This window comes from Streptomyces sp. NPDC001493 (assembly GCF_053597235.1).
The window spans coordinates 77870-94853 of sequence record NZ_JBSFHV010000023.1; the positions used below are offsets into that span (position 1 = coordinate 77870).

At 71.4% G+C, this 16984-nt stretch carries 11 protein-coding genes and 1 tRNA gene; 6 read left to right on the plus strand and 6 right to left on the minus strand.

Going from position 1 to position 16984, the window contains the following annotated elements:
- Window positions 1-136 precede the first annotated feature (136 nt).
- Window positions 137-775, plus strand: coding sequence for a TetR/AcrR family transcriptional regulator (locus ACWCWD_RS28140; RefSeq protein ID WP_450776924.1), 639 nt, complete (start codon window positions 137-139; stop codon window positions 773-775).
- 86 nt (window positions 776-861) lie between these two features.
- Entirely contained in the window at window positions 862-1662 is an 801-nt protein-coding gene (locus ACWCWD_RS28145) for a sterol carrier family protein (protein WP_450776925.1), read from the plus strand.
- A 134-nt stretch (window positions 1663-1796) separates the two neighbouring features.
- On the opposite strand, the gene ACWCWD_RS28150 is transcribed toward ACWCWD_RS28145, so the two are convergent.
- Together ACWCWD_RS28150 and ACWCWD_RS28155 are read right to left on the minus strand one after the other, a co-directional pair.
- On the minus strand, window positions 1797-3350 hold the full coding sequence (locus tag ACWCWD_RS28150; protein ID WP_450776927.1) for a sulfatase family protein: 1554 nt from the start codon (window positions 3348-3350) through the stop codon (window positions 1797-1799).
- A gap of 263 nt (window positions 3351-3613) precedes the next feature.
- The gene (locus tag ACWCWD_RS28155) at window positions 3614-3706 is read right to left on the minus strand and encodes a putative leader peptide (RefSeq protein WP_327269069.1); all 93 of its coding nucleotides are present in this window, start codon (window positions 3704-3706) and stop codon (window positions 3614-3616) included.
- 464 nt (window positions 3707-4170) lie between these two features.
- Here ACWCWD_RS28155 and purF point away from each other — a divergent pair, with 464 nt between their 5' ends.
- Together purF and purM are read left to right on the plus strand one after the other, a co-directional pair.
- The gene (gene purF / locus ACWCWD_RS28160) at window positions 4171-5697 is read left to right on the plus strand and encodes an amidophosphoribosyltransferase (RefSeq protein ID WP_450776929.1); all 1527 of its coding nucleotides are present in this window, start codon (window positions 4171-4173) and stop codon (window positions 5695-5697) included.
- 57 nt (window positions 5698-5754) lie between these two features.
- Window positions 5755-6828, plus strand: a complete 1074-nt coding sequence (purM, locus tag ACWCWD_RS28165) for a phosphoribosylformylglycinamidine cyclo-ligase (RefSeq protein WP_450776931.1) — start codon at window positions 5755-5757, stop codon at window positions 6826-6828.
- Window positions 6829-7130: 302 nt separating this feature from the next.
- On the opposite strand, the gene ACWCWD_RS28170 is transcribed toward purM, so the two are convergent.
- A complete protein-coding gene (locus ACWCWD_RS28170; protein ID WP_327176660.1) occupies window positions 7131-7382 on the minus strand; it encodes a DUF3073 domain-containing protein in 252 nt (83 codons plus the stop codon).
- Between the two features lie 336 nt (window positions 7383-7718).
- Complete coding sequence (locus ACWCWD_RS28175; RefSeq protein ID WP_450776933.1) at window positions 7719-8819, minus strand: Leu/Phe/Val dehydrogenase; 1101 nt, start codon at window positions 8817-8819, stop codon at window positions 7719-7721.
- Window positions 8820-8993: 174 nt separating this feature from the next.
- Between ACWCWD_RS28175 and ACWCWD_RS28180 the strand changes: the two genes are divergently transcribed.
- Both ACWCWD_RS28180 and bldC read left to right on the plus strand, forming a co-directional pair.
- On the plus strand, window positions 8994-9839 hold the full coding sequence (locus ACWCWD_RS28180) for a hypothetical protein (RefSeq protein WP_450776935.1): 846 nt from the start codon (window positions 8994-8996) through the stop codon (window positions 9837-9839).
- Between the two features lie 965 nt (window positions 9840-10804).
- Complete coding sequence (bldC, locus tag ACWCWD_RS28185; protein ID WP_003949541.1) at window positions 10805-11011, plus strand: developmental transcriptional regulator BldC; 207 nt, start codon at window positions 10805-10807, stop codon at window positions 11009-11011.
- Window positions 11012-12269: 1258 nt separating this feature from the next.
- On the opposite strand, the gene ACWCWD_RS28190 is transcribed toward bldC, so the two are convergent.
- A tRNA-Asp gene (locus ACWCWD_RS28190) sits at window positions 12270-12344 on the minus strand.
- A gap of 136 nt (window positions 12345-12480) precedes the next feature.
- Window positions 12481-16422 (minus strand): ATP-dependent RNA helicase HrpA, encoded by a 3942-nt coding sequence (gene hrpA / locus ACWCWD_RS28195; RefSeq protein ID WP_450776937.1) that lies wholly within the window; start codon window positions 16420-16422, stop codon window positions 12481-12483.
- Between the last annotated feature and the right edge of the window lie 562 nt (window positions 16423-16984).

Sequence of the window (16984 nt, forward strand, 5' to 3'; positions counted from 1 at the left end):
GGGCATGGCGGTGTTCCCCCTCGGATGTGGCGCGGTGGGGTGCCGCGCCGCGTGGTCGGAACACCACCATGGAGCCAAAAATGTATCGGGTCAATATTTAGGCCGAGCCTAAATTTCATCTTGGTACGGTGTCGCCATGAGCGAAGGCATGAGCCTGCGGGAGCGGAAGAAGCTCCGGACGCGGCACCGTCTGCTGACCGTGGCCACCGACCTCTTCCTCGAACGCGGCTTCGACCAGGTCTCCGTGGCCGAGATCGCCGAGGCCGCCGACGTCTCGAAGATGACGGTCTTCAACTACTTCGGGACCAAGGAAGACCTGATCTGCGCCCCGCTCGAAGAGCACCTCGACGACGTCCCCCGGGCGGTCCGCGAGCGGGCCCCCGGCGAGTCGGCGCTCGCGGCGGTGCGCCGCCAGTTCCTCGAAGCCCTCGACGCCCGGGAACCCTCGGTCGCGCTCTCCGACGCCCCGGTCGTGCTGGCGGTCCGCCGGCTGATCGCGGAGACTCCGTCGCTGCTCGGCCGGGCGCACGCGTACTCCGTACGCAGCCGGGACCTGCTCGCCGAGGTCCTGGCCGAGGAGGGGGAGGACCCGGTCGAGGCCCGGATCGTGGCGGCGCAGCTGATCGCCACCCGTGGCGCGCTGATCCGCGAGATCCGCTCCCGGGTCCTCGCCGGTGAGCCGGTCGACGCCCTCGCGCCGGAGGCGGCGCGGCTGGCCGAGCGGGGTTTCGCCCTGCTGGCCGACGGGATCGGGGCCTTCGCGACCAGGCGGTGACGGGCGCCCCGGGCATCGCCGGAACCGGCCGGATTGCCCCGGGGGCTCCGGTGTCCGACGCCCCTCGGAGCCGTACGCTCGTCGTCATGCCGCCGTCCCGCAAGCGCGCCCGCCGCTACGACCCCGACCGCACCCGTACCGCCGTACTGGCCCAGTTCGCCCTGGCCGGGCGGGCGGTCGCGGGGATGACCGACGATCAACTCGCGCTGCCCACCCGGCTCGGCGACTGGACCGTGCGGGAGCTGGCCGTCCATCTCACGGAGGCGCTCTCGGCCGTGTCCCGGAACCTGGAGCTGCCCGAGCCGCGCGGCGCCAAGCCGGAACTGACCCCGGTCCAGTGGCCGTTCTCGACGGCGGCGCGGGCGGACCGGATCTACGAGGACACCCGCGCGCTCGCCGCCGCCCACCCCGACCCCGCCGCCCTGTACGAGGAGGTCGCGGCCCGCTTCGAGGCGGCGGTGGGCCCCGCCGACCCCGAGCGGCTGCTGCCGACCCGCACCGGCTCGATGCGCCTCGGCGACTACCTCGTCACCCGGACCGTCGAGCTGATCGCGCACACCGACGACCTCAGCGCGGCGACCGGCCTGGACATCCCGTACGACCGGCAGGCTTTGGCCGCCGCCACCCGGCTCCTCGCGGACGCCCTCGCCGAGCGGGCGCCCGGCGGCTCGGTGGAGGTGCGCGTCCCGCCGTTCGCCGTGGTCCAGTGCCTCGGCGGGCCCCAGCACACCCGCGGTACGCCCCCCAACGTCGTGGAGACCGACCCGCTCACCTGGATCCGGCTGGCCACCGGACGGGCCGGCTGGGCCGAGGAACGGGACGCGGCGCGGATCTCCGCGAGCGGGGAGCGCGCCGATCTCGCGGGGCTGCTGCCGCTGATGGGCTGAGCGGCGGGAACGCCCCGCTGCCCGCCGTCAGGAGCGGGCAGCGGGACGGGTCCTGTGAGGTGCGGCGGGACGCGGCTCAAAACGGCGAGGCGCTGCGGAAGCGGCTCAGAACGGCGAGGTGCGGCGGAAGCGGCTCAGAACGGCGAGGTGCCGGTGCTCGCCGGGTACGGCAGCAGCTCCGCGTTCGTCCGCTCCCAGAACGCCCGCAGCTCCGCCAGCAGCTCCGGCTCCTCCGCGGCCCGGTTCGCCTGCTCGCGCTGGTCCTCGCGCAGGTTGAAGAGCTGGTCGGCACCGGTCTTGCCCCGGTAGTACTTCCAGTCGCCCCGGCGCACCGCGCGCTCGCCGCGCACCCGCCAGAACAGGTCGCGCTCCGGCACCTCCTCGCCCCGCAGCAGATAGCCGCCGAGGCTGGTGCCGTCCAGCGGGTACGCGGGGGCGGGGCGGGCGCCCGCGATCTCCAGCAGGGTCGCGGTCCAGTCCGGCGAGAACACCGGCAGATCGCTGACCTGCCCGGCGTCGATCCGGGCCGGCCAGCGCAGCACCGCGGGCACCCGGATGCCGCCCTCCTGGAGCGAGCTCTTGTTGCCGGAGAGCGGCCACTGGTACGAGAAGCGCTCGCCGCCGTTGTCGCTGGCGAAGAAGACCAGGGTGTCCTCCTCCTGACCCGACTTCCTCAGCGCGTCGAGCACCTTTCCGACCGAACGGTCGAGGTCCTCGACCATCTCCTTGTACTTCTCGACCGATCCGCCGTCGTTGTGGAACAGGGCGGCGACATTGCCCGCCTTGATCTTCCGGACGACCTCCGCGCTCTCCTCGGTGTCGCCGTCCGCGATCCACGGCCAGTGGGGGGTGGTGAAGTTGAGGTTCAGCAGCCAGGGCTTGTCGTGGTCGCGCTGGACGTACTCGCTCGCCCGCTCGGTGAGGATGCGCGTGTAGTAGCGGAGGTCCTTGTACTCGGCGTCGCCCTCGTAGAGGTCGTACTCGCCGCCGAGGCCGAGCTTGGAGTAGTACTCCAGCGCCCCGCCGAAGTTGCCGAAGAACTCGTCCCAGCCCGACTTGGTGGGGCTGTAGTCCGGCAGGTAGCCGCAGTGCCACTTGCCGATCAGCGCGGTGGCGTAACCCGTGGAGCGCAGCAGCGAGGCGAGCGTCGGGTGGGTCGGCTCCAGGCCCACCGACCGGTCCGCGATCGGCTCCGCGAGCCCGCCCGCGGTGCGCCCCGGGTAGCGGCCGGTGTAGAGGCTGAAGCGGGTCGGCGAGCAGGTGGCGGAGCCCGCGTACGCGTCGGTGAACCGCACGCCCTGGCGGCCGAGGCGGTCCAGGTTCGGCGTTCTGATGTGCGGGGCGCCGTACGAGGAGAGGTCGGCCCAGCCGAGGTCGTCGCCGAGGATGAAGAGGATGTTCGGGCGGCGGGAGTGCCTGCCGCGCGCCGCCCGGAACGGCCGCTCCCCGGCCTCGGGCTCGTGCGACGCGGCGGCCGGGGCGCCCGCCGGGGCGGCGGACGCGGGTCCGGCCGACAGGCCCACGGCCGCGGTGGCGGCACTCGCGCCGACGACGGTCCCGAAGGCACGGCGGGAGAGCGAACCGGACGGCCCGCCGGCACCGGCGTTCCGGTCCGGGTTCGGGTCCCGGTTCTGGTCCGGGCTGAGGTTCTGGTTCTGGCTCTGGTTCTGGTTCTGGGCGGAAGACATGGCGACTCCGGGCACGGGGCCCCCGCAGGGCGTCCGGGTGCGCGCGGGCGCGCCCGGACCCGTACGGAAGCGGGCGGGAAGCGGGAGGAAGCGGGGTAAGGCGGAGACGGACACCGGACGGCACGGGCGGGCCCGGGAGGGATCCGGCTGCCGAGGGGTACGCGAAAGGGGGCCCGCACATGCGGCGCGGGCGGCCCGCTCAGGGATTCACGAGTCCGGGCGTTCCCGGGTCCGGGGACTCGGGAGCTCGGCGGCTCGGGCGCTCAGGAACAGCGACAGATGGCGCTCGCCAGGCGTCCCAGATCGACGTGGCGGCGCTCCACGAGCGTGACCGAGAGATCACCGAGGGGCTGCATGGCCCCGGAGCCTGCCGTCTGGACGTGTCCGTGTCAACGAGCGTCTCGCAGTCCGGACATGCGTACCGCTATCCGGACCCGGAGCGCCGCTCGGAGCGTCGGTACGGTCCCCGGCGCCCGTCTCCCGGACCGCGCAGTGTGAGGCTCGCCACGGAACGGACGGCCGACGGGCGCCTCCGGCACCCTCCGGGCCCGCCTCACCCAGAGCGACGGACGGGGCCGGCCGCCGACGGCCGCAACGGCACCGCCACCGGCCGGGAGAGGCCGCAGCGCTGGGCTCCGGCCGCTCCGCAGTCCGGGGGGTGTCGTCCGGGACCCGGCGCCGATCACTCCCGGTGATCAACGAGACCCCCCGTAAACGGACTTCCCGCTTCGCGTCCGCGCACGTCCGGGCGGCTCCGGCCGCCGGTGCGAGCCCCGTCCCCAATTCGGACCAGTGGTCGACCTCGCCTACACTCGGTGGCGTGCCTCGTGGTGATGGACGACTCAACCACGACCTGCTCCCCGGCGAGAAGGGCCCCCAGGACGCTTGCGGCGTCTTCGGTGTCTGGGCTCCCGGCGAAGAGGTCGCCAAGCTCACCTATTTCGGACTGTATGCCCTGCAGCACCGTGGACAGGAGTCCGCGGGCATCGCAGTGAGCAACGGGTCCCAGATCCTGGTCTTCAAGGACATGGGACTGGTCTCGCAGGTCTTCGACGAAACGTCTCTGGGGTCGCTCCAGGGCCATATCGCGGTCGGTCATGCCCGCTACTCCACCACCGGTGCCTCGGTGTGGGAGAACGCGCAGCCGACGTTCCGTGCCACCGCGCACGGCTCGATCGCCCTCGGCCACAACGGCAACCTGGTCAACACGGCCCAGCTCGCGGAGATGGTCGCCGACCTGCCGCGCAAGGACGGCCGCGCCACCCAGGTCGCCGCGACCAACGACACCGACCTCGTGACCGCGCTGCTCGCCGGGCAGACCGACGAGGAGGGCAAGCCGCTCACGATCGAGGAAGCCGCCACCAAGGTGCTTCCCGAGGTCCGCGGCGCGTTCTCGCTCGTCTTCATGGACGAACACACCCTCTACGCCGCCCGGGACCCGCAGGGCATCCGCCCGCTCGTTCTCGGCCGCCTGGAGCGCGGCTGGGTCGTCGCGTCGGAGTCCGCCGCCCTCGACATCTGCGGCGCCAGCTACGTCCGCGAGATCGAGCCGGGCGAACTCGTCGCCATCGACCAGAACGGTCTGCGCACCTCCCGCTTCGCGGAAGCGAAGCCCAAGGGCTGCGTCTTCGAGTACGTCTACCTGGCCCGCCCCGACACCGACATCGCCGGGCGGAACGTCTACCTCTCCCGCGTCGAGATGGGCCGGCGCCTCGCCGCCGAGGCCCCCGTCGAGGCGGATCTGGTCATAGCGACACCGGAGTCCGGCACCCCCGCCGCGATCGGTTACGCCGAGGCCAGCGGTATCCCGTTCGGTGCCGGTCTGGTCAAGAACGCCTACGTCGGCCGGACCTTCATCCAGCCCTCGCAGACCATCCGTCAGCTGGGCATCCGTCTGAAGCTGAACCCGCTCAAGGAAGTCATCAAGGGCAAGCGCCTGGTGGTCGTCGACGACTCGATCGTCCGCGGCAACACCCAGCGCGCGCTGGTCCGGATGCTCCGCGAGGCCGGTGCCGCCGAGATCCACATCCGGATCTCGTCCCCGCCGGTCAAGTGGCCCTGCTTCTTCGGCATCGACTTCGCGACCCGCGCCGAGCTCATCGCCAACGGCATGTCCGTCGACGAGATCGCCACGTCGCTGGGTGCCGACTCGCTCTCGTACATCTCGCTCGACGGGATGATCGAGGCGACGACGATCCAGAAGCCCAACCTCTGCCGCGCCTGCTTCGACGGTGAATACCCGATGGAGCTCCCGGACCCGGAGCTGCTCGGCAAGCAGCTGCTGGAGACCGAGCTGGCCGCCGGCCCCGCCGCCACCGCGGCGGCCGACGCGCTGCGTCGTCCGTGATCCGGACCGACCGGCGTTCCCACCAGCCCCGTATTCCCACACGAAAGATCCCGGGCAATGTCTGAGACAACAGGTGCTTCCTACGCGGCGGCCGGCGTCGACATCGAGGCCGGCGACCGCGCGGTCGAGCTGATGAAGCAGTGGGTGAAGAAGACGAAGCGCCCCGAGACCGAGGGTCTCGGCGGGCTCGGCGGTTTCGCCGGACTCTTCGACGCCTCCGCTCTCAAGCGCTACGAGCGTCCGCTGCTGGCCTCCGCGACCGACGGTGTCGGCACGAAGGTCGACCTGGCGCGGCAGATGGGCGTCTACGACACCATCGGCCACGACCTGGTGGGCATGGTCGTCGACGACCTCGTGGTCTGCGGCGCCGAACCGCTCTTCATGACCGACTACATCTGCGTCGGCAAGGTGCACCCCGAGCGTGTCGCGGCGATCGTGAAGGGCATCGCCGAGGGCTGTGTCCTCGCCGGCTGCTCCCTGGTCGGCGGCGAGACCGCCGAGCACCCGGGGCTCCTCGGCCCGGACGACTTCGACGTCGCCGGTGCGGGTACGGGCGTGGTCGAGGCCGACCGCCTGCTCGGCCCCGAGCGCATCCGCAAGGGTGACGCGGTCATCGCCATGGCCTCGTCCGGTCTTCACTCCAACGGGTACTCGCTCGTGCGCCACGTGGTGTTCGACCGGGCCGGCTGGACCCTGGACCGCCAGGTGGAGGAGTTCGGCCGGACCCTCGGCGAGGAGCTCCTGGAGCCCACCCGGATCTACTCGCTGGACTGCCTCGCCCTCACCCGTACGACCGAGGTGCACGGCTTCAGCCACGTCACCGGCGGCGGCCTGGCGAACAACCTGGCCCGGGTCATTCCCGACGGGCTGCACGCCACCGTGGACCGGTCCACCTGGACTCCGGGCGCGGTGTTCGACCTGGTCGGCAAGGCCGGCAAGGTCGAACGGCTGGAGCTGGAGAAGACGCTGAACATGGGCGTCGGCATGATCGCGATCGTCCCGGCCGACTCCGTGGACGTGGCCCTGACGACGCTGGCCGACCGCGGGGTCGACTCCTGGGTTGCCGGCGAGATCACCGACCGCGGCGACCACGCCACGGGCGCCGAGCTGACCGGCGACTACGCCCGCTGATCACACGCGGAACCACCGGGACGGGGCGGGGCAGGGCGATTCAGTGATCGTCCGCCCGCCCGCCGGCGGGGTCCGTGGTCCGCACGGCGGTCGCACCCGCCCGGCGGAGGCCTGGCGGTGCCGTCGCACCGGCCCGGACCGGACCGCGCGCAAGCGGGCCCGAACACCGGCCCCGAACACCACGTCTTCGAAGACAACCGCTTCGAAGATCACGGCCCCGAACACCAGGGCCCGACCGTGACCGGACAGCACAGAACCCGGTCCGGGACAGGCCCGGACCGGGTTGTTGTGTCAGCGCGAGGTCAAGCGCCGCGGCGCTGGGACGAAGGGCCGGACTCGTCGTCCTCGTCCTCGTCGTCGTTGTAAAGATCCGCGTACTGTGCGTACGGGTCATCGTCCTCGTCGTCGTCCTCGAACGGCTCGGCGTTCGGTGGCTGACTCGAAGGTGATGCGCCCAGCTCATTGGCCAGACGTGTGAGGTCGGTTCCGCCGCTGCTGTACTTCAGCTGGCGGGCGACCTTTGTCTGCTTGGCCTTTGCCCGGCCGCGCCCCATGGCTCGACCCCCTCGGTGACGGGGCTCGACGGCCCCAGAGTCTTGACACGCGTTCATGTTTCGGGACGGCCTCTCGGATGAGAGTCCGTGCCCGTAGAGCTTCAACGGTACCTGCTTCCGTGGCCATACGGTACGCCGCCCGCGTCTTGCGCCCCGGTACAGGACCAATGAGGAGCTCCGTCCTCGCTGGTCAACTGCGATTTTAACCTCTTCTTGGCGTACGACCCGCCGACCGGCGTGAGTCTTGTCTCGCGGATGCCGAGCGAACTCCCGCCGGCCGGAGCGGCCCCGGAAGGGGCGGGACTCCGGCCGGTCCGGGCCGGGCCCGGCGCCCGCTCAGGCGCGCCGGGAGCGGCGGGCCTGAGCCATCCTCCGCTCGGCGATCCGGTCCGCGGCGGCGGCGGGCGGAACCCCGTCCGCCTTCGCGAGTGCGAACAACTCCAGGGTGGTGTCGAAGATCTTCGCCGTCTTCGCCCTGGCCCTCTCGAAGTCGAAGCCGTGCAGCTCCTCGGCGACCTGGATCACCCCGCCGGCGTTCACCACGTAGTCCGGGGCGTAGAGGATCGCGCGGTCCGCGAGGTCCTTCTCCACCCCCGGGTGCGCGAGCTGGTTGTTGGCCGCGCCGCACACCACCTTCGCCGTGAGCACCGGCACCGTGGTGCCGTCCAGCGCGCCGCCGAGCGCGCAGGGGGCGTAGATGTCGAGCCCCCCGGTGCGGATCAGCGCCTCCGTGTCCGCCGCGACGGCGACCCCGGGGTGGGCGTCGGTGATCCGGCGCACCGACTCCTCGCGCACGTCCGTGACCACGACCTCGGCCCCGTCCTCCAGCAGGTGCCGGACGAGGTGCCGGCCGACCTTCCCGACGCCCGCGACGCCGACCTTCCGGCCGCGCAGCGTCGGGTCGCCCCACAGGTGCTGGGCCGAGGCCCGCATCCCCTGGAAGACACCGAACGCGGTGAGCACCGACGAGTCCCCGGCGCCGCCGTTCTCGGGGGAGCGGCCGGTGGTCCAGCGGCACTCGCGGGCGACGACGTCCATGTCCTCGACGTACGTGCCGACGTCGCAGGCCGTGACGTACCGTCCGCCGAGCGAGGCCACGAACCGGCCGTAGGCGAGCAGGAGTTCCTCGGTCTTCACGAGGTCCGGGTCGCCGATGACGACGGCCTTGCCGCCGCCGTGGTCCAGCCCGGCCATGGCGTTCTTGTACGACATCCCGCGCGCGAGGTTCAGCGCGTCGGCGACGGCCTCCGCCTCGGTCGCGTACGGGTGGAAGCGGGTGCCGCCGAGGGCGGGGCCCAGGGCGGTGGAGTGGAGGGCGATGACGGCCTTGAGGCCGCTGGCCCGGTCCTGGCAGACGACGAGCTGCTCGTGTCCACCCTGGTCCGAGTGGAACAGGGTGCGCAGCACGTCGACGGGTGCGCCGGTCACATCGGTCACGGTGGTGACTCCCAAGTACGAAGCGGCGGAAGGGGACTTCTGCGGGTGGGAAGGCCCCGGCGGGCCGGCGGACCGGCCCGTCCGGTTCAGAGCGTAGGCGCTGGTCGCGCGCGGATCGCCCCTGTCCCCGGGGATGCCCCCCTGAGGGAGTACGGGCGTGACACGATCAGGTTCATGCCGGTGGTGTCTTCAGTGCTCGTCCCTTACACGTCCTATCTGCGGGTGTACGAGCCCCTCGCCGCGTTCCCGGAGGCCGAGCGCGCCCACTGGGCGCGTTACGCGCAACGTGCCGAGTTCCCCACGGCACAGGACGAACTCCGGCGCTCGCTGGCCGACTTGGTGCCCACGCCGCCGGTCGGGGTGAGCCCCCACGAGAGCGCGGACGCCTTCGTCGCGGAGATCGACGGGGTGGTCTGCGTCTGCCCGTGGCGGACCCGGCTGCGCGGGTGGCTGGCCCTGGAGGAGCTCGAAGGGCTGTTTCCGGCCAATGTGCTGGACGCGGTGCTGCCTCCGGTGGTCCGGGACCAGCAGACCGCCGACCACGAGCGGTGGCAGCGCCGGAACCCCGACGCGCGGCCCTGGATCAGGACGGCGGTGTGGCACGTACCGGTCCGCTGGTTCGTGCTCTTCACCGACGAGGAGCGGGAGTACGGGGCGCCGGACGGTGCGGGCGGACCGGCCTCGCTGCGGTACCGGACGCCCATGGTGCAGGCGCGGCGCAGGCTGGCGCGCGGGCTGCGGACCCTGCGCGAGACCGTGGACGACGGACCGTTGGCGGACGGGCTGGTCGACGTGGGCCGCTGGCTGGAGGAGTTCCACCCCCGGTCCCTGGTCGAACTGGACTACGGGGGACTCGTGCACGCGGTGCCGGCCCCCCGGCTCGCCGAGGACCGGTCGGCCGCGGACGTGGCCGAGGGCCTCGCGGCACTGCGCGCGGGCGACAACGACCGCGCCGCGGTGGCGTACGGGCGGCTCGCGGAACGCTGGGGAGCGGTGCGGGACCTCCGGTCCGCCAACTGACCGCCGAGCGGCCCGCCGACCGAGGCGCCCGCCCCTCCGGGGTTCGAGGGCTCCGAGGGCTCCGGGCGCTTCGGCCTCCGAGGGCTTCAGGGGCTCGCGGCTTCGTGAAGTGAACGGGGAAAGGGCTGTCCGGCGTCAACATGTGTCGGCGCACCGCACCACCAATGGATGCGAATCGGAACACGGCGGCATGAAAGGTCCGAACCGGGGCAACCTCATGCCGAGGCGGTCGCAAGCAGGCCAACCGGATGGAATCGTGCCAAGGTGCGCCAACCGCCTCCTCCGCCAGGAAGGCCGGCCCGGACGGGCGGCCGTGACCGGGAAGGGGAGTTGAGGAAGCCGATGATCGCCGACGAGTTGTGCGAGCACGCACGCGAACCCACGGGGCGGGTCGAGAGGTGCCGGGCCGGGACGTGATCCGGCGGGGCCGGACGGGCTCGCAAGCCCGGCTGACGGCCCGTGGGATGCGACTCCTGTGGCGCGCGGGACCGGTGAGGCGGGAGGCTACGTCCCACGGCCTAGGTCTTACGTCCTGAACCGGTCCAATGGCCGCAAGCGTGACGGACGGCACTAAGGGCGCCCTTGCGCCCATCCCTACCCCTCGTGCCAAAATAGGACAAGGAGTCCGGGGAGGACTCTGTCCGTCCAACTATGGGCGGATTGCTCTGCATTGCGCACTATGGGGGGTCTAGTGACTCCTGATCGCTCTGTGACTGATCGTTACTGACGCGTGACTGTCCGCTATGGCATGGTCCATCGGCTTCCGTCGCTGATGAACACCTGGGAGGGCAATTCCATCGGTTTGGCCGACGTGGCTGGACGGATGGTGTAGTTGTAGTGCCGAGGACAAGCCGTTCGTCCTATAACCGACTCGGCCCCCGTCCGCCATTTCGGGCAACGTGGGCCAAGGTGCAGAATTTAGAGGAAAGAACCGAGATGGTTCGGTTCTCCCGAGGAGGCCGCTCATGACCGCTCGCACCCCTGATGCCGAGCCGCTGCTGACCCCGGCTGAGGTTGCCACGATGTTCCGCGTGGACCCGAAGACGGTCACCCGTTGGGCCAAGGCTGGCAAGCTCACGTCCATCCGTACGCTCGGTGGACATCGCCGATACCGCGAGGCAGAGGTCCGCGCACTGCTTGCGGGTATTCCGCAGCAGCGCAGCGAGGCCTGAAGTACCCCTGTCGCCGCATCACGACCGGGCAGCTGACGGCCCCCCAACCGCAGCCGCTCACCCATAGCTCCATACGACGGGCGCCCGCCCCAACGGGCGCCATACCTGTGCGATGCGGGTACGTCGTAAAAGATCGCGCTGGACTCCGCCGGGTCCAGCGCGATCTTTTTTTGTGCCCGAATGGCCGGTGAACGCCCTGGTGGCACCGGTGGGAGGCATGTGCGGCCGTCATGGCCGACCGGGGTGTGCGCCCGGAACGTGCGGCCGGCCGATGCGGCCGGTACGGGCCGCCGACCTGCTCCGCCGGGCGCCGGGTGCCTCGGTACGGGGCTTCCGGGGCGCCTTTCCGGCCGCTTCCCGGGATTCTCCGTACAGCCTGCCACGCCGCTCCCCGGGCCGGTACGGGTGGGGGGTGTGGGCAGGTGTGGGGTTCTCTGTGCGACCCGGTGAAGGAGTCTGTCCGGAGGCGGGGGAGCTACCCGTACGGGTCGGGAGAAACCGGAGGGATGGATTCCGTGAGAGCCCTCGAGGGAGGTGCAATTGCACATATTAAATTCGGATGTTGTATGGGGAGGGTAAAGCCACCCTGTCCAAAAACTGGTCCGGTGACTCCCGTCACACCCCCTGCCGCTTGCCAACATCCAGCCTGCCACTACGGGAAGCCGGGAAGCCTCGCCGGTGGTCACTGTCCGTGGGGACTTTCGTCCTCCGCCAGGGTGGCTTCCGCGCCCTCCCCGGGGGTGCCCGAGGGCGCCTCGGAGGCCCCCGCGCGGACCCGCCGGTGCGGGCGGGGTGCCCGTGCGGCCCTCGGAGGGTGCTCTCGCGGGCCCGACGGCCCCCTGGGGCCGGAGCGGGGGCCGACCGGGGCCGGATCGCCGCCCCGGAGCACCTCCGGGCGCTCTCCGGGCCCCCGGAGTCCCGGAGGGCCCGCCGGGGGCGTCGGAGACCCCGGCGGCGCCCGACGGGGCGCGCGGGGGCGAACCGGCGGAGGCGGCCGACGGGAGGCGGCGCACGCCCGGTGCGCGGCGGGGTGGCTTCGCCCGGTGAAGGGAACGGCATGCCCCGTTCGTTCCGGACCCGTCCGTTCCGTGCCCGTGCCCATGCCTGTGGGCGGCGGCGATGTGCCGGACACCTCCGGGGGAAGTGCCGCCACCCCGGCCGAAGCGTCAAAGCCCCGGCCGGAGCGTCAAAGCCCCGGCCGGAGCGGCCCGGAACGCGCGAAAGCCCGGATCGGGACGATCCGGGCTTTCGACTACTGCGGTCCTGACGGGATTTGAACCCGCGGCCTCCACCTTGACAGGGTGGCGAGCACTCCAAACTGCTCCACAGGACCTTGCTGTTGTTCTCCGCTTCCGTACTCTCGTCCGGCTGCGAAACAGGACTGTACAGGAGGTTGGCGGGCCAGGTCGAATTCACTCGGGGTGATGGCCTGCTCACGCCCCTGCGAGGGGTGTGAGCAGGCCGTTCGCCTACGGTGCGGCGGCGTCGATCGCCTTCACGATCCGCTTGTCCGACACCGGGAAAGCCGTCCCCAGCGCGTGCGCGAAGTAGCTCACCCGCAGCTCTTCGATCATCCAGCGGATGTCCAGGACCTCCTGCGGCACCGGCCGCCCCTGCGGCAGCTGCTCCAGCAGCCAGGCGTACTCGTCCTGCATCTCGTGGACCTTCTCCATGCGCGTGGTGTCGCGCTGGACGGAGGTCGGCATCTGCTGGAGCCTGCGGTCCGCCGCGACGAGGTAGCGCATCAGGTCGGGCAGCCGGCGCAGCCCGGTCGCGGTGACGAACCCGGCCGGTACGAGGCGCGCCAACTGCTCCGTCACGTCCGCGACGTTGTTGATCAGCGTCAGGCTGTTGGTGGCCTTCAGGCGGCGCTCGCAGGCCTGCCAGGCGGCCAGGATCTGCTGGACCTGGCCGACCGTGCGGACCGTGAGGTCCACCAGGTCGGCGCGGACCTTGTCGTACAGGGCCGTGAAGGCGGCCTCGTCCCACGCGGGGCCGCCGTGGGCGGCGATCAGTCGGTCGGCGGCGGCGGTCGCGCAGTCGTCGAAGAGCGCCTGCACGGAGCCGTGCGGATTGCGCGACAGGGCCAGCTTCTGCTGGTTGGTGAGCTTGTCCGAGGCGAACTTCGCCGGGTTCACCGGGATGTTCAGCAGGATCAGCTTCCGGGTGCCGCGCCACATCGCCTGCTGCTGCTCGGCCTCGGTGTCGAAGAGCCGGACGGCGACCGTCTCGCCCTGGTCCACCAGCGCCGGGTACGCCTTGACCGGCTGCCCGGCCCGCCGGGTCTCGAAGACGCGCTCCAGCGTGCCGATGGACCAGCCGGTGAGGCCCGAACGCTCGATGGAGACGCCCGAGGGCCCGGCGGTGGCCGCGGCGGCCTTGGAGAGCGCCTGGCGGGCCTTCGGGCGCAGCCGGAGCTTGAGCGCCTCCAGGTCCTTGTCCTCGGCGACCTTGCGGCGCCGTTCGTCGACGATCCGGAACGTGATCTTGAGGTGTTCCGGTACGCGCCCCAGGTCGAAGTCGTCCGCGGTGACCGGCACCCCGACCATCCGCTGGAGCTCGCGGGCGAGCGTGGCGGGCAGCGGCTCCTGGAGCGGGACGGCCCGGTCGAGGAACGCGGCCGCGTAGTTCGGGGCCGGTACGTAGTGGCGGCGGATCGGCTTGGGCAGCGAGCGGATCAGCTCGGTGACGACCTCCTCGCGCAGGCCCGGGATCTGCCAGTCGAAGCCCTCGGAGGTGACCTGGTTGAGCACCTGGAGCGGGATGTGGACGGTCACGCCGTCCGCGTCCGCGCCGGGCTCGAACTGGTACGTCACCTTGAACTTGAGCTTCCCCTGTCGCCAGGAGTCCGGGTAGTCGTCCTTGGTGACGGCCCCGGCCTTCTCGTTGATGAGCATGGAGCGCTCGAAGTCCAGCGCGTCCGGCTCGTCCCGGCGCTTGTGCTTCCACCAGGAGTCGAAGTGCGCGCCCGAGACGATGTGCTCGGGGATGCGCTGGTCGTAGAAGTCGAAGAGCGTCTCGTCGTCCACGAGGATGTCGCGGCGCCGGGCGCGGTGCTCCAACTCCTCGACTTCGCCCAGGAGTTTGCGATTGTCATGGAAGAACTGGTGGTGCGTCCGCCAGTCGCCCTCCACGAGCGCGTTCCGGATGAAGAGGTCCCGGGACGCCTCCTGGTCGATTCGGCCGAAATTGATCTTGCGCTGGGCGATGATCGGTACCCCGTAGAGCGTGACCCGCTCGTACGCCATCACCGCCGCCTGGTCCTTCTCCCAGTGCGGCTCGCTGTAGGTGCGCTTCAGCAGGTGCTGGGCGACCGGCTCGATCCACTCCGGCTCGACCTTCGCGTTCACCCGCGCCCAGAGCCGGGAGGTCTCCACCAGCTCGGCCGACATCACGAACCGGGGCTGCTTCTTGAACAGCGAGGAGCCCGGGAAGATCGCGAACTTGGCGCTGCGCGCGCCCAGGTACTCGTTCTTCTCGGTGTCCTTGAGCCCGATGTGCGACAGCAGACCCGCCAGCAGCGAGGTGTGCACCGCCTGCTCGGGGATGCCCGCGTCCGCCGCGGGCTCCTCGACCTTGATGTCCATCTGCCGTGCGACCGTGCGCAGTTGGGAGTAGATGTCCTGCCACTCGCGGATGCGCAGGAAGTTCAGGTACTCCTGCTTGCACATCCGGCGGAAGCTGGCGGAACCACGCTCCCGCTGCTGCTCGCGTACGTACTCCCAGAGCTTCAGGTACGCCAGGAAGTCCGAGGTCTCGTCCTTGAACCGGGCGTGCTGCTGGTCGGCCTGCGTCTGCTTGTCCGAGGGCCGCTCGCGCGGGTCCTGGATGGAGAGCGCGGCGGCGATGACCATGACCTCGCGGGCGCAGCCGTTGCGGTCGGCCTCGATGACCATACGGGCCAGGCGCGGGTCCACCGGCAGCTGCGAGAGCTTCCGGCCGAGCGGGGTCAGCCGCTTGCGCGCGTCCTTCTCCGCCGGGTCCAGCGCGCCCAGCTCCTGGAGCAGCTGCACGCCGTCGCGGATGTTGCGGTGGTCCGGCGGGTCGATGAACGGGAACTTCTCGATGTCGCCGAGCCCGGCCGCGGTCATCTGGAGGATGACGGAGGCGAGGTTGGTCCGCAGGATCTCGGCGTCGGTGAACTCCGGCCGGGTGAGGAAGTCGTCCTCGGAGTACAGCCGGATGCAGATGCCGTCCGAGGTACGGCCGCAGCGGCCCTTGCGCTGGTTGGCGCTGGCCTGCGAGATCGCCTCGATCGGCAGCCGCTGCACCTTGGTGCGGTGGCTGTAGCGGGAGATGCGGGCGGTGCCCGGGTCGATCACGTACTTGATGCCGGGGACGGTCAGCGAGGTCTCGGCGACGTTGGTCGCCAGCACGATGCGGCGGCTGATGCCGCTGGGGGTCCGCTGGAACACCCGGTGCTGCTCGGCGTGGGAGAGGCGCGCGTAGAGCGGGAGCACCTCGGTGTGGCGGAGGTTGCGTTTGCCGAGCGCGTCGGCGGTGTCGCGGATCTCGCGCTCGCCGGAGAGGAAGACCAGGACGTCGCCGGGGCCGGCGGACTGGAGCTCGTCCACCGCCTCGCAGATCGCGGTGATCTGGTCGCGGTCGGCGTCCTCGCCGCCCTCTTCGAGGAGCGGCCGGTAGCGGACCTCGACGGGGTAGGTGCGTCCGCTGACCTCGACGATCGGGGCGTCCCCGAAGTGCCGGGCGAACCGCTCCGGGTCGATCGTCGCCGAGGTGATGACGACCTTCAGGTCCGGGCGCTTCGGCAGCAGCCGGGCCAGGTAGCCGAGGAGGAAGTCGATGTTGAGCGACCGCTCGTGCGCCTCGTCGATGATGATCGTGTCGTAGGCGAGCAGCTCGCGGTCCGTCTGGATCTCGGCCAGCAGGATGCCGTCCGTCATCAGCTTCACGAAGGTCGACTCGGGGTTCACCTGGTCGGTGAAGCGGACCTTCCAGCCGACGGTCTCGCCGAGCGGGGTGTCGAGCTCCTCCGCGACGCGCTCCGCGACCGTGCGGGCCGCGATCCGGCGGGGCTGGGTGTGCCCGATCATGCCGCGCACCCCGCGCCCCAGCTCCATGCAGATCTTCGGGATCTGGGTGGTCTTGCCGGAGCCGGTCTCGCCCGCGACGATCACGACCTGGTGGTCGCGTATCGCCTCCAGGATCACGTCCTTCTTCTGGCTGACCGGAAGCTGGTCCGGATACGACACGGTGGGCAGCCGGGAGGCGCGCGAGGCGAGCCGTTCGGCGGCCTTGCCCGCTTCGGCCGCGATCTCGTCCACGACGGACTGACGGGCCTCGGGCTTGCGGATGCGGCGCGCCCCTTCGAGACGCCGGCCGAGCCGGTGCGCGTCACGGAGCGAGAGCTGTCCGAGCTGGGACTGGAGATCAGCGAAGGAAGTAGACATACGGATCCCAGGATCTCACCCGCGCCCGAAGAGTGGCGAACCGATTTCGCGCGTGCCACGCCCCGGGCCGGGCACGGCGTGGCGGATGCCCGGCACGGCACCTCGCGGCGTTGTCGGACCACCCGCGTACATCCGGTACGCGGGCGGTCCTCCGCCTTGCGATGCACCGCACCGGACACCGCCCGCCGATCCGACGCGAATGGCCGGACACGGCCCCAGGCCACGTCCGGCCATTCCCGTCGGGCGGGCGGCGCCCGGCACGGCTCCTCGCGGCGTTGTCGGACCGCCCGTGTACATCCGGTACGCGGGTGGTCCTCCGCCTTGCGATGCACCGCACCGGACACCGCCCGCCGATCCGACGCGAATGGCCGGACACGGCCTAGCATTTCCGGCAGTCGACCGCCGAGACCGTCCGGGAAGGGGCCCTCGCCTTGTCCCGTACGACGCGTCCGGCGCTCCGGACCGCGCTCCGGACCGCTTCTCGGGGGTGCGGCTCCGGCTCCGGTGGCTCCGGATGCTCCGGCAGGCGAATAGCCGCCGTCCACCGCGCGCCCGGCCGGTA

Bases quoted from the DNA above. Each gene is read 5' to 3' on its own strand.
- ACWCWD_RS28140 (WP_450776924.1), top strand. From the start codon at position 137: ATGAGCGAAGGCATGAGCCTGCGGGAGCGGAAGAAGCTCCGGACGCGG.
- ACWCWD_RS28145 (WP_450776925.1), top strand. From the start codon at position 862: ATGCCGCCGTCCCGCAAGCGCGCCCGCCGCTACGACCCCGACCGCACC.
- ACWCWD_RS28150 (WP_450776927.1), bottom strand. From the start codon at position 3,350: ATGTCTTCCGCCCAGAACCAGAACCAGAGCCAGAACCAGAACCTCAGC.
- ACWCWD_RS28155 (WP_327269069.1), bottom strand. From the start codon at position 3,706: ATGCAGCCCCTCGGTGATCTCTCGGTCACGCTCGTGGAGCGCCGCCAC.
- purM (WP_450776931.1), top strand. From the start codon at position 5,755: ATGTCTGAGACAACAGGTGCTTCCTACGCGGCGGCCGGCGTCGACATC.
- ACWCWD_RS28170 (WP_327176660.1), bottom strand. From the start codon at position 7,382: ATGGGGCGCGGCCGGGCAAAGGCCAAGCAGACAAAGGTCGCCCGCCAG.
- ACWCWD_RS28180 (WP_450776935.1), top strand. From the start codon at position 8,994: ATGCCGGTGGTGTCTTCAGTGCTCGTCCCTTACACGTCCTATCTGCGG.
- bldC (WP_003949541.1), top strand. From the start codon at position 10,805: ATGACCGCTCGCACCCCTGATGCCGAGCCGCTGCTGACCCCGGCTGAG.
- hrpA (WP_450776937.1), bottom strand. From the start codon at position 16,422: ATGTCTACTTCCTTCGCTGATCTCCAGTCCCAGCTCGGACAGCTCTCG.